Source organism: Psychrilyobacter piezotolerans, assembly GCF_003391055.1.
GTDB classification, from domain to species: domain Bacteria; phylum Fusobacteriota; class Fusobacteriia; order Fusobacteriales; family Fusobacteriaceae; genus Psychrilyobacter; species Psychrilyobacter piezotolerans.
Genome location: NZ_QUAJ01000012.1, coordinates 29,209 through 42,707 on the forward strand (window position 1 = coordinate 29,209; position 13,499 = coordinate 42,707).

11 protein-coding genes and 1 tRNA gene are annotated in these 13,499 nt (G+C 35.4%); 5 read left to right on the forward strand and 7 right to left on the reverse strand.

All coding sequences use genetic code 11. The features are described from left to right. The first annotated feature begins 354 nt into the window (after positions 1 to 354). A complete protein-coding gene (gene recJ, locus DYH56_RS08070) occupies positions 355 to 2,925 on the forward strand; it encodes a single-stranded-DNA-specific exonuclease RecJ (protein WP_114642340.1) in 2,571 nt (856 codons plus the stop codon). A gap of 180 nt (positions 2,926 to 3,105) precedes the next feature. Further along, a tRNA-Ser gene (locus tag DYH56_RS08075) sits at positions 3,106 to 3,193 on the forward strand. A 272-nt stretch (positions 3,194 to 3,465) separates the two neighbouring features. On the opposite strand, the gene DYH56_RS08080 is transcribed toward DYH56_RS08075, so the two are convergent. After that, positions 3,466 to 4,443, reverse strand: a complete 978-nt coding sequence (locus DYH56_RS08080; protein ID WP_114642341.1) for a type I phosphomannose isomerase catalytic subunit — start codon at positions 4,441 to 4,443, stop codon at positions 3,466 to 3,468. A 419-nt stretch (positions 4,444 to 4,862) separates the two neighbouring features. Between DYH56_RS08080 and DYH56_RS08085 the strand changes: the two genes are divergently transcribed. From DYH56_RS08085 to rpsI, 3 genes are all read left to right on the forward strand, one after another. Further along, positions 4,863 to 5,048 carry a hypothetical protein gene (locus tag DYH56_RS08085; protein ID WP_114642342.1) on the forward strand — a complete coding sequence of 62 codons (186 nt, stop codon included), beginning with the start codon at positions 4,863 to 4,865 and terminating at the stop codon, positions 5,046 to 5,048. A gap of 284 nt (positions 5,049 to 5,332) precedes the next feature. After that, on the forward strand, positions 5,333 to 5,749 hold the full coding sequence (gene rplM, locus DYH56_RS08090; RefSeq protein WP_114642383.1) for a 50S ribosomal protein L13: 417 nt from the start codon (positions 5,333 to 5,335) through the stop codon (positions 5,747 to 5,749). A gap of 23 nt (positions 5,750 to 5,772) precedes the next feature. Then, the gene (gene rpsI, locus DYH56_RS08095) at positions 5,773 to 6,162 is read left to right on the forward strand and encodes a 30S ribosomal protein S9 (RefSeq protein ID WP_114642343.1); all 390 of its coding nucleotides are present in this window, start codon (positions 5,773 to 5,775) and stop codon (positions 6,160 to 6,162) included. Positions 6,163 to 6,296: 134 nt separating this feature from the next. Here the strand turns inward: rpsI and DYH56_RS08100 are convergent, their stop codons facing one another. The 6 genes from DYH56_RS08100 to xseA form a co-directional block, all read right to left on the reverse strand. Further along, positions 6,297 to 6,509 (reverse strand): hypothetical protein, encoded by a 213-nt coding sequence (locus tag DYH56_RS08100; RefSeq protein ID WP_114642344.1) that lies wholly within the window; start codon positions 6,507 to 6,509, stop codon positions 6,297 to 6,299. A 299-nt stretch (positions 6,510 to 6,808) separates the two neighbouring features. Next, positions 6,809 to 7,294, reverse strand: coding sequence for a ferritin-like domain-containing protein (locus DYH56_RS08105; RefSeq protein WP_158539097.1), 486 nt, complete (start codon positions 7,292 to 7,294; stop codon positions 6,809 to 6,811). Positions 7,295 to 7,484: 190 nt separating this feature from the next. After that, entirely contained in the window at positions 7,485 to 10,070 is a 2,586-nt protein-coding gene (gene topA, locus DYH56_RS08115; RefSeq protein WP_199532996.1) for a type I DNA topoisomerase, read from the reverse strand. 27 nt (positions 10,071 to 10,097) lie between these two features. Continuing rightward, positions 10,098 to 11,153 carry a DNA-processing protein DprA gene (dprA, locus tag DYH56_RS08120; protein ID WP_233500012.1) on the reverse strand — a complete coding sequence of 352 codons (1,056 nt, stop codon included), beginning with the start codon at positions 11,151 to 11,153 and terminating at the stop codon, positions 10,098 to 10,100. Positions 11,154 to 11,352: 199 nt separating this feature from the next. After that, positions 11,353 to 12,228, reverse strand: a complete 876-nt coding sequence (locus DYH56_RS08125; protein WP_114642346.1) for a tetratricopeptide repeat protein — start codon at positions 12,226 to 12,228, stop codon at positions 11,353 to 11,355. Next, positions 12,225 to 13,457: an exodeoxyribonuclease VII large subunit gene (gene xseA, locus DYH56_RS08130; RefSeq protein WP_233500013.1), complete on the reverse strand. Its 1,233-nt coding sequence runs from the start codon at positions 13,455 to 13,457 to the stop codon at positions 12,225 to 12,227. The genes DYH56_RS08125 and xseA overlap by 4 nt, the downstream gene beginning before the upstream one ends. Positions 13,458 to 13,499: the final 42 nt, after the last annotated feature.

Genomic DNA, 13,499 nt, shown 5'->3' on the forward strand with positions numbered 1-13,499 from the left:
TTTTACAGTTAGGCACGGGTTTAATTCCCGCCACCCATGAAATCCACGACTGCAAATATCGCAGCTTTAATATATAAAAAGAGAGCTAAAGGTAAACTTTATATTAGCACTAATGTTTCAAAATCCTTTTTTTTTTTACTTTTTTTTTGATCCAAAAACATCTTTAAAATATTTTTATCCAGGTCCTAACATAAACTCTCAAAACTAATTTTCCCTATAAAATTTATAATTATGGTAATATATAACTATAAAAAATATTCAAAATATTAGTGCAGGTTCGCGAAAATTCGTGGTTATAGTTTTTTTCTATAACCAAACATTTTTAAATTTATAGAGAGAGTTTGGAGGCAATATATGGAAACAAGATGGATACATAAAGATATACACAATACAAAGAACTTTGAGTCCCTGGGACTCAGCAAGGATTTTCTTAATATCCTGATCAACCGTGGGATAGATACCCATGAAAAGATAGAAAAATTCATCCACCCAAAGATCGAAAATATAGTTTCGCCCTTTGAATTTTCCGATATAAAAAAATCTGCAGATAAGATCATAGAAGTGGGAGAATCTGGAAAAACAATATTTATCTACGGCGACTATGATGTAGACGGAATAACCTCTACTTCCCTCTGTTATCTGGCCCTGAAAGAGCTGGGTTATAAGGTAGATTACTATATCCCTCTGAGGGATGAAGGATACGGATTAAACAAGGAATCTTTATCCCACATCAGGGAACAGGGAGGAGATCTGGTAATTACCGTGGACTGTGGTGTCTCGTCGGTGGAGGAGGTAGAATATGCCAACTCCATAGGACTCACAGTCATCATCACTGACCATCATGACATAAACAATATCCTGCCCCCTGCATATGCTGTGGTAAACCCCAAGAGGGAGGACAACGCCTACAAATTTGAATATCTTGCCGGGGTAGGAACTGCATTTATGCTGATGATGGGACTCTATAAAACTCTAGGCAGAAAGGAGGAGATCTATCAGTATTTGGATATAGTTGCCATGGGTACCATTGCCGATATAGTCCCTCTCAAGGCAGAAAACAGGATTTTTACTAAATTGGGCTTAGAGCAGTTAAAACATACTAATCACTTAGGCTTGCAGATCTTACTCCAGACTATCTTTGATGATTTAGAGGAGAAAAAATTCAATACCTACGATGTAGGATTTATCATAGCACCGATCTTTAATGCTGCCGGCAGATTAGAAGATGCCAAGATGGGAGTTAAACTCCTCATCAGTGATTCCATGGTGGAAGCCCGGGAGATCTCAAAAAAGCTGATAGGCCAGAACTGTGAAAGAAAGGAAGTCCAGGCTGATATTCTGGAAAAAGTAGAAGCCGAAATTGAAAAAAACAGATACTACGAGGATAACGTTATCGTGGTCTCCGGAGTAGGATTTCACCACGGGGTAGTGGGAATCGTAGCTTCTAAAATCGTGGATAAATACTATAAACCCACTATAATTATGGAGGAGAAAGATGGTATTTCAAAGGCTTCGTGCAGGAGTATCGAGGGATATTCAATTATCGAGGGATTAAATTCCATGAAGGAGATATTCATCAAATATGGTGGTCATGCAGGAGCAGCAGGTTTTTCCATAGATGCTGACAGAGTCCATGAATTTAGAGATAAAATAAATAAAGATGCAGGTTCCAAACTATCACATGAAGATTATAAAAAACCCATAAAGATCGACAAGGAAATCAGTTTTACAAAACTCACATATAATTTTAATGATGAATTAGAAAAAGCCGAACCCTATGGTTTTGGGAATGCAACACCCCTCTTTGAAGTAAAAAATGTTATCTTAGACAGGGTCAGACTGATAGGGAAGGATAAAACCCACATCATGTTTGACGCTGTGTCTGCAGACGGCACTGCCTTGAAAAACTGTGTCTGGTTCGGCAGTTCCCATCACTTTGAGAGACTGGTGGAGATGAAATCTGTAGATGTGGCCTTTAAATTAAAGGTGGATACATATATGGACAGGTTCAATGTGAAGATGTTTGTAGAGGATATCAGGGAAGGAAACTCAGAGAATAACCTGTTGAAGGAAAGTATCGACCTGTATGACACAACCTTTCCCATGAAGGAAGTGATCTATACCAAAAGGGATATAGATATCAATTCTCCTACATATCTTGAGTACTCCAACGGGATCACTGTAAACTCAGGAAAATCCATTATAGGGTATCTCCCCCAGCAGACTGAAAATATATTAAAAAATTTAACCTATGACTACAACTTTAAATTTAAAGTGGGTATTACAGAGATCATAAAAAAAGATGAAAACTACAATATCCATATCACCATAGATTACGATCATAATTTTAAAACCAATCATTTTAAAGCCGGAGGGATATTGAAGGATATAAAAACTTTTATCCTGGGAGATTTAGATTATAATCCTCTGCAAAAAGAAGTTCTATCCACTATCTTTAGAAAAAAAGAAAACCCTTTGGTTATCTATTCAGGGAACCGTGGGATGAAAACCATAATTTACACCATGGGGCTTTGGAATAAAGTACACAATAAAAAAACCCTGGTTATTACCGGAGATTCTCTCCCCCATTATTTTTCCGAGTTTTTAGATGTTTCAGATAGATACTTTGGTGGTTATGACTACTACATCTTCTACAATGAGCTTCCTGCCAGCAGGATTGAAGGGGATTTTATGGTTATTACAAGGGAAGATGTCCATGTAGATGGGGCTGTAAAAATAAGTGATAATTTAACCCTGCCTAAAAATATAAATATTTTGGAGGAGTTTGAGGTGGTTAAAACTTATGACAAAACCAAGACTTACTACACTAAAAAACTCCCTGCTAAGAAAAAAGAGCATATTATCGATAACTTAGATAAATTTGAGATGATCTATACCACCGATGATATTTTAAGAGTTCTCTAAAATTAAAAATTCAGAATGGAGAGTATAGAATTAAGAATTTAACCGCGAATGATGCGAATAAAAAATTTGGTACTCTTATATCATTGGTGTAGATTGGTGGGGAAAAGAAAAAAGATTTGATTAAATCGAGCTTTTTTTTCTTGCTTTATCCTATAAAGTATAGTATTATAGTTGAGAAGTGGTGAGATGGTCGAGTGGTCGAAGGCGCATGCCTGGAACGTATGTGTAGAGCAATCTACCGAGGGTTCGAATCCCTCTCTCATCGCCATATATATAAAATCAAGGCTTCCCAGTGGGAAGCCATTTTTTTTACTTTTTTTGTCACTAATTACACCAATTTTTTCAACATTTTTTTGAAACAGCTAACACAGAGTGATATACGATTATTTATTAGCTGATTTATACAGATATAAATTTTTCTATGTATTATAGATTATCAACTTTATCAACTGTACATTGATAATTTTAATCGGTGTTAACTGGTGGCAAAGGATTTTCTTATAGAATTAAATTTTTCTCAGAATTTAGAAGTTTGACTTTCTACAGATAAGTTTTTAATATCTCTAATTTCCCCTCTACTGCCACCTCTAATTTAGGAGGTATATACCATGTATCCCCTTTTTTTATGGGATAACTCACACCATCACAAGTCAGATTCCCCTCTCCTTCCAAGATGGAATAGATCATAAATGAAGCTCTATCTGTATCTTCAAACTTTTCCTCTAACAGAAGTTTATCTATATTAAAATATTTATCCCGGATAATTTCCTGTTTCAATCCCCCGTCTATTTTTATATTCACTCTGTTTTTTTCGCTGCTAATCCGGGGAATATTTTCATAATCTATCACCTCCATGGCTTTATCCAGATGAAGCTCCCGAAGTTTTCCGTCAACTAACCTGTCAAAATCATAGATTCTATAGGTCGTATCCGAATTTTGCTGTACTTCACATATTAGTACACTCCCCTCCAGACTTGCATGGATAAGCCCGGGAGTTATACTTATAAAATCCCCTTTTTTTACCGAAATAACATTAAATAAATTCTTAAAATCTTTATCCTTTGTTTTTTGTGCAAAAATTTCCGGAGTTATCCCTCTTTTTAATCCCATGATTAATCTGGCATCCTCACTGGCTTCCAATATATACCACGATTCAGATTTTCCAGATTCTCCCTCTACTCTCAGGGCATAATCATCGTTTGGATGTACCTGAACAGACAATCTGTCGTTGATATCCAGATATTTTATCAGCAGGGGGAACTTTTTTCCGTATTTAGTATATATATTTTCTCCTGCAAAATCACCTTTATAATCCAAAAACAACTCCTCCAGAGTCTTTCCTTCCAGTCTGCCGTTTTCAACAACACTCATTCCATTTTTATGGGAACTGACTTCCCAGGATTCCCCGTATAACTTTTCTGTTGGCAGGATCATATTTAGTTTTTCACTAAAACTCCTCCCTCCCCATATTTTTTCCTTGAATACTTTTTTAAATTTTAACGGATATAATTTTTCCATAAATTCTCCTTTTTTATTCTATTTATTCCTACCTAAATTTATAAAAAAATAATTTTTATTATTATTTTAGGTGTAGAAGCCCTACGAGCTTTCTTTATAAAATCTTAATTCTTCATAAATATAAGATATCTCTTGATTGATCCGAGGACCTCTTTGATAACTTCTCCTCTTTTTTATCCACTATAATTATACATAAAATATCAAAAATACATTTCAATTTTTTTCAGATCAAGTAATTATAAGGAATTTCAACAATATTTTAATCTGTATTTTCAAAATAAAAACAACTATCCCTTTAATTTTTTTCCTGAAATTTTTGAAAAAGATAGAAAAAGAGGAAAAAAAATAAAATTGCATATTATACTATAGAAAATCTCACGGTGTTAGTTGGAATAATAAAATATAAGGAGGTCTGGTAAATGAGTAATATTAGAAAATCTAAACAAACTATCCTAGGAGTAATAGTTTCTATTATTATTATATTTGCAGTAGCATCTTTTTATATGGGAACGCTTCAAGGAATAATTAACAAATTATCAGAAACAACAAAGTTAAAAACTGAATATAAAACAACTATCGAAGAATTAGAAGAAAGTAATGACTGAAGGAGCTATCCTAGCAGCAACTATCATCGGTGTGCTGAAACCTAAAAAAACAATAAGATAAATCTATTAAAAAAAGGTTATCAACTGAGAACTCACCTCTATTTTATCCTTTTGTAAAAAATTCCTATTGTAATACCATTTGTCAACAAAAAATCATTGACACAATGAGCTAACTGTTATATAATAGCTAAGATAAAGCCCTTTCCCACGAGGAGCCGTTATAAATAGTATTTTATAACATTTATTTCAAGGAGGAACAAAACGTGAAAAATAAATATAGTTTTATGTTAAGAAAAGAAGATGTAGTTAGAGAATGGTTACATTATGACGCTGATGGTGTAGTATTAGGTAGACTAGCTGCTGAAATCGCAAAAAAATTAATGGGAAAAGATAAGGTAACTTACACTCCTCATATCGATGGTGGAGATTACGTAGTAATCACTAACATGGAAAAAATCGCAGTTACAGGAAAAAAATTAACTGACAAAATGTATTATAATCACTCAGGATTCCCAGGTGGATTAAGAGAGAGAAGATTAGAAGAAGTTTTAGCGAAGAACCCTGCAGAAGCTTTATTTTTAGCTGTTAAGAGAATGTTACCTAAGAACAGATTAGGTGCACAACAATTAACTAGATTAAGAATATTTGTTGGATCTGAACATGAGCATGCTGCTCAAAACCCTGAAACTAAATCATTATAATATAAATAGGAGGTAAATTTAAAATGGCTGTACAATTTAGAGGAACTGGAAGAAGAAAAACTTCAGTAGCAAGAGTAATCTTAGTGCCTGGTGAAACAGGTGTTACTATAAATGGAAAAGAAATGAGCGAATATTTCGGAAGAGGAATCTTAGGAGATATCGTAAACCAACCTTTAGTTTTAACTGAAACTGCTGAGAAATTTGGAGTTAAAGTAAACGTAAATGGTGGAGGAACTACTGGTCAAGCAGGAGCTATCAGACATGGTGTTGCTAGAGCATTATTAATGGCTGATGAAACTTTAAAAGGTGCTTTAAGAGAAGCTGGATTCTTAACTAGAGACTCAAGAATGGTTGAAAGAAAGAAATTCGGAAAGAAAAAAGCAAGAAAATCACCTCAATTCTCAAAGAGATAAGGTTATTTCAAAAGAGATATATTTCCACTGTTGTGGAAATACATCTCTTTTTTTTTTACACTCTTCCTTTTTATGGTTTCCCTTCGTAAAGGAAACCGAGGTATAACAATTATTTATAAATTTTAAGGAAGCCATCAATGTTCACATGATTCTCCCTCACTTTCTTTAAAAGCCTGTATCCTTTGTAATTTTTCATAAACTTCTTTCCTAATATAATGAATTATTTCTCCAACTTTTAACATGTATACTTTTTCCTCTAAGCCCACTACTTCTATTTCTTCAAAAGTATGATAATGTTCCCCATAAAAACTTTTTATTTCTCCATGAAAATTTATAAACCGAACCATATTAAACCTCCCTTATTCGCTGTCAAATAAAATAATATATAATAATGTTATTATTTAACTCTATTAAATTTCCTTTTAAAAACATTATTCATTTCATATTTATTAAAAAAAGCCTATACCTTCCGACGGAAGCATAAGCTTTTTAACGCACTAAATTCTAGCGATAGTTTTCCTTTTGACATCGTAATTTTCTTATAATTAGAAGAAAATTTCGTACTCGTCAATCAGTCCACATTTAAAATTAAGTTTTCATTACACTTAATTTTAATAATCGTGGAATCTCCATAACAAGGAAAGAGTTAGTACTTCCTCAACTGTCTTTCAAATGCTCTCAGATGATTTTTCGACCCGTCTCTGAGATGGGTAAATACTTCCCTCACATCAGCAGGCAATTTTTCATCTTTTAGGAACTTCTCATACATGGCTATATTGTCTATCTCTGCCTGCACTCCTATTTCAAAAGTTTCTTTTAAAGTTTTTGGAATTACAAGACTTTTTTCATCCAATTTGTCATAACTGACATTATATTTTTCAATAAGGGGCTGTAATAATTCTATATGAGTTTCCTCAGCTCTTTTAATATTTGAAAATGGTCTGTCGATATTAAAAGTTTTCATTATCTTCTCATATTCTGTTTTTGCAAAAATTTCATCCTCTATTGCATATTTGATCATTTCCTGAACCGTCATATCTCTATCTTTTTCTGCTCCTAGGTGCCCGTAACTTCCAAATGTTAAACTACTCAACACCAACATCATTAGGATTCCTATAAATTTGCTTTTCATCTTCCCCAACCTCCTATAGTAAGGGAAATTCATGAATTACCCCTACATAAATTTAAATCACTTTTTATTTTCAATTATAATTTATCAATTATCAATTGCCTTGCCTCTACTTAACTCTACTCCCAAAATATGAAAATCCTGTGAAGAAAAAACCTCCTGCTTTTTATAAGTAGGAGGTTTTCTAGTTATTTTACTTTTCTTCTTTTTTAGCTGCTGCCTTCTTCTTAGTTGCTGTTTTCTTGGCTGGAGCTTTTTTCTTTGCAGGAGGAGCTACTGAGAGTTCCCCTGTTTCCTTATCTTTCAAGATCTTTCTTGTGTTTTTACAGGTCGGATAGTTACTGCAAGCCAGGAATTTCCCCCTTCTGCTTGCCTTTATCTCAAACTTGCTGCCGCATTTTTCACAGACCCCGGCTTCTGCTATGAGTTTATCTTCCACAGCTTTTATCTCATCTAAAAGATATTTAATTATTATAACTCCGTCTTTTTCCTCTAACTGCCCTTCCTTCACCATCTTTTTTATACTGGCCGGCAGGGGAATTCTGATCCCATCAACAGCAAAGTTTTCACTCTCTAAATATTCTCCATACCTTCCCTTTTTTAAGGTCATCATAGATCCGTCTTCTGTTTTCATATCGGTATCTTTTTCTTCAAAATATTCGTTCATTTCTAACAATTTTTCCTTCAGAGCGATCATCTCTACATCTATCTCTATACTCCCGTCTCTCAGAACACCTATGACAGCACTGGACAATGGCAGTCTTTTGTTATCGGTTTCATAGTTTTCACTCTCTAGATATTCACCGAATCTACCTTTTTTAAGGTTATATCTCACACCTTTGATCACTATATCTGTAGGTATCCCTCTTTTTATCCTCTCTCTCTTCTGTACCGTCTCATTGATAAAGATATGACCGTCTTCCAGCTCCTGCTCATCGATCTCCACTGTTTTTAGCGGGATCCTTCCACTGCAGGTTTCAAAGTGTTCACACTCTAAGTACTTACCAAATCTACCGGTTTTTAAGAGCATCTTCCCTGTACAGCCGTCCACCGGACAGGGCACATCGGATTCAATCCTTCTGTTGGTGATCTTTTCCACCTCTTTATCAAAGTTATCCAAAGCTTTTTTAAAGTCTGTATAAAATTCCTCCAAAACACTGGTCCACTTTACTTCTCCTTCTTCGATGGAATCCAGGGCATCTTCCATGCTGGATGTAAATTCTACTCCCAATATTCTTGGGAAATATTTATTTAATATCTTTTCCACATCATAACCTAACTTAGTAGGCACAAATGATTTACCCATGAACTCCACATATTCCCTTTTCTTTAAGGTTTCTATGATGGATGCATAGGTAGACGGTCTTCCAATCCCGTCAGCTTCCAACTTTCTCACCAGTGAAGATTCGGTAAATCTTTTAGGAGGTTTCGTCTCATCTGCCTTTATATTTAATTTTTCCAGCTTTAACTTGTCTCCCTCTTTAATCACAGGGAAATCAGCTGTTTTTATCTCATCTTCCTCTTTGAATACCTTATAGTATCCGTCAAAGGTTACCCTGTTTACTATCCCTCTGAATTGATATTTATCATATTTACTTATCAGGGTAAATTGGTCATATTCCATGGGAGCCAGCTGGGAGATTATAAACCTTTCCCAAATTAACTTATACAATCTGAATTGATCAGAATTCAGGTATTCTTCGATATTATCCGGTTCCAGATCTATATAGGTAGGTCTCACTGCCTCATGGGCATCCTGGATCTTCTTTTTATCATCTGTTTTTTTCTTTTTTTCCTTCCCTATATATTTTTCCCCATATTTATCTAAAATAAATTCCTTGGCCTGCCCCTGGGCTTCCTCGGATATCCTGGTAGAGTCAGTTCTCATATAGGTAATCAGACCTTTCTGAGTTCCGTCTATCTTCAATCCCTCATATAAACTCTGGGCTACTCTCATGGTTTTAGAAGCTGAAAATCCTAAGTATGATGAGGCCAATTGCTGTAATGTACTTGTTTTTAAGGGCAACGGAGGTTTCTTAGTCTTTTTGGTTATCTCGGTACTGGTCACTTCAAAAGTCGGAAGTATTTCCAGAGATCTCTTTAACTCCTCCATTTTTTCCTCATCCCACATCTTTATTCCCCTGTCGTCCCCTGATTTATAGAGATTTAGGTCTATATTGTCACTGAAGTTCCCGCTTACTTCCCAATATTTTTGGGGAATAAATGCCTTTATCTCATCTTCTAAGTCACAGATTAATTTCAATGATACCGACTGGACCCTTCCTGCACTGGTATTAGAAGAAATTAACTGCCATAAATACGGACTGATAGAATATCCTACTATTCTATCGAGTAATCTCCTTGCCTGTTGTGCATCTACCCTGTCTTGATCTATGGTTCTGGGATTTTTTACTGCTTCTCTTATTGCATTTTTAGTTATCTCGTTAAATTCTATCCTGTTTTTTTCCTTTGGATCTAATTTTAATATATGAGCTATATGCCAGGCTATAGCTTCCCCTTCCCTGTCCGGATCGGCTGCCAGATATATTTTATCGGATTTCTTTGCCAATGCTCTCAAGTTTTTGGTTATTTCACCCTTACCCTTTATTGTGGAATAAGAGGGTGTAAAATCATTTTCTATGTCTATTCCCATCTTTGTCTTGGGAAGGTCTCTTATATGTCCATATGAGGCTGTAACCTCGTAGTTACGTCCTAATATTTTCTTTATAGTGTTTGCCTTTGCCGGCGACTCTACTATAACTAGATTTTTTTTAGCCACTTCTATCACTCCAATATTTTGTCTTTTTCATACTCTTCTATATTTACCACCTGCAACAGCTCTCACAAGTTTTTTTAATTCTAAGTTTGTCAACAATCCCAAAAGTTTACCTATGGGAACCTTAGTCTCACTTATCAGCTCATCCAAACTTTTTTCTACAACCAGTGCGCTGTAAATCATTTCCTCTTCTGCATCTATGTCTATACCGATATTGATTTTATTTTCTCCATCCCAGCCATATTCCTCCAGTATATCTTTCCCGCTGGTAATCAGCTTGCCATAGGAGTCTTTTATGAGATTATTGTTTCCCTCAAAGGACGGGTAGTTTGGGAATCCCGGGATAACAAACACATCCCTTCCTTCCTCAAAAGCCAGTTTAGCAGTTATGAGACTGCCGCCTTTTTTATAACTTTCTATCACTGTCACTCCCCTGGTCAGGCCGACTATTATCCTGTTTCTTCTGGGAAAATTATACCTGTCTGGAGGAGTACCCAACGGGTATTCACTTATCAGTGTCCCTTCCTTGGATATTCTTTCCCATTCATATTTATTTTCCGGAGGGTAGATCACATCCAATCCGCTTCCTACCACAGCTATGGTGTTTCCACCCAGGGTTAAGGCTCTCTTATGAGCGGTTACATCTATTCCAGTGGCCAAACCACTGGTTATAGTAACTCCTGCTCCTACTAAATCTCCCACTAATCCCTTACATGCAGACTCCCCGTAACTAGTCATCTTCCGTGTTCCCACCACTCCTATGTTTTTTTCATAAAAGGCCATCCTCCCCTTCATATATAGAAATACCGGTGGATGGGATATATTTTTTAAATATAACGGATACTCTCTCTCCTTTATAGAAATTGTTTCAATATTTAAATCTAGCATTTTTTCCCTATAAAAATCAAGGTTAATTTTATAAGAATTCAAAACTTTGCTGATATCTTCATCTTTAAACCTCATAATTTCACTGTAAAACACCCTGTCATGGAGGAAGATTTCTTCAAATTCTTCACATAAATTCATCAGTTTAATTATTACACTGTCTCTTACCCCCGCTACTCTCAATTTATACCAAGAATCCAAAATTCTCACCTCCATGACAATTCTAAGTAAATCTAAAATCAAAATCTTTTTTTGACACAGATTACACGGATTTTTAAACTTAAATTTACACAGATCTTTTTTTAAAGTCACAAATTACACGAATTTATAAAGTCAAAACAATTCTTTTCATTTTCAATTATCAATTGTTTTTTCTCTGTTCCTAAAAAAACCATCGTGACTAGTTTCTTCCTAACTTACTGTAGATGTCTCCTAAATTTTCTCTTATCTTCTTAGAATCAGGGAATTTAGTCTGCGCCTTTTCCAAAATATCCTTGGCACTGCTGTATTTATCCTCTGCCATATAGATATTTGCCATGGCTATATAGACATTTTCATCCTCCTGGTATATGAGATATTTCTCCATATTTTCTATGGCCTTGCCGTAGTTTCCTTTCATCTGGTAGGAGATTCCCAATCCGAGATATCCTCTGTAAAAGTCTGGTTTTGCAGATAAAAGCTCATTATAAAACATGATAGCGGCATCATATTTCCCTAAAAATCTGGCAGTTGCACCTGCACCGAAATAATTTCTATAATCCCCACTTTCATCCATTTTAAATACAGTATAAGCTCTTTCAAAAGATTTATCATTCATATATATACTTCCCAGGGTATAGATATCCTCGCTGTTTGTATAATTAGTTTTCTTCAGGTAGGTTTCAAACTCCTCAAAATATTCCTCTTTTTTATCATATCCCCACTTGGAAACATTTTTTTTATCTAAGGTCAGTTTTTTTTGCAGAGCTTTAGTATCTTCAGGATCTAATTTTAAGATCTTTCTATATACTCCCAAGGCTTTATCTGTCTGGTTCAGGCCCTCATATGATCCGGCTATTCCCCAAAGAGATTCTACATCATCTTTTTTCACCTTAAAGGCACTGAGATAAAAACCCAATGAGTCATCGTAATTCTCCTCCAAATAAGAGTTCTCCCCTGCGTCCATATACCTTTCATAGGCCGCAAAACTGTCATCTGTTGTTATAAAATCATCTTGAGCATCTGCATATCCCATTGAGACTATCCCAACAAATAATATTATCAATAATTTTTTCATCTATTTATCTCCTCTACTCTACTGATTACCCTGCCGTCGTGGTAGATAATCTCTATTTTTTCGTCTTTTTCCAACTCTCCTACACTCTTTATAACCTTATTTCCTGCTTTAGTTATGGTATATCCCCTCTTCAATATCCCCTCTGGATTCAATGATCTCAGTTTTTCCATCCTCACTTCTAAAAGGTGTTTTTTTCGGGTTAAATTGCTGGAGATAACTTTTTTTAACCTGTCTTCCCTGTCCATCAAAAGATTATTCTTATCTACAACAGTCTCCAGGTAACTTCTCAAGATATAACTCCTTCTCAAAGTTTCTAATTTTTCCTTCTTATCCCTGAGGTTGGCCAGGAGGTTATTATTTAGTTTCTTCCTCCTGTCCTCCAAGGTTTGGATCAATAGGTCTTTTTTTGGAACGACTAATTCCGCTGCATGGGTAGGTGTGGAAGCCCGGAGGTCTGCTGTCAGATCTGTCAAAAGATTATCTATTTCATGGCCTACAGCTGAAACAATGGGAGTTTTAGTGTTAAAGTATGCCAGGGCCACCTCTTTTTTATTGAATGACCAAAGGTCTTCTACACTTCCACCACCCCGTCCTGCTATGATCAGGTCTATTTCCTCCATCTTATCCAGGGTTTTTATCCCCTTTATGATCTCTTTTTCAGATCCTATCCCCTGAACCTTGGCGGGATAGACATAGATATTTATATTTTCATATCTGAGTTTGGCTGTCTTTATTATATCTTTTACTGCAGCCCCTGTTCCCGAGGTTACTATTCCTATATTTTGAGGCAGTTTTGGGATAGGCAGTTTATATTTTCTATCAAAATAACCGCCTTCAGCCAGCTCTCTTTTGGTTCTTTCCAGCTCCTCAAAGAGTTTTCCCAGACTTCCCTCTTTCTCCACATGGGCTACCAATATTTGATAATTTCCACTGGCTTCATAGAGGGTCACCCTCCCAAAAAGTTTTACCTTATCTCCCTCTTTTAAATCCTCTGGTATTTTTTTTAATTTATACCCAAAAGACACGCATTTTACACTGGCCCTGCTGTCTTTCAGGGTGAAATACAGATGACCGCTCTTATAATAATTTATCCCCGAGATCTCCCCCTTAAGAAAAAAATTATTAAAATTATCGTTCCCCTCTAAATATTCCTTTACCATCTTATTCATTTGAGTTACTGTAAATATCCTGTCCTTCATATATTTCAACCCTCTCTTTTTTTCAATCATAAAACATTTTTTTTTAAAGACTAAACTCTAAATTTTTTCTGA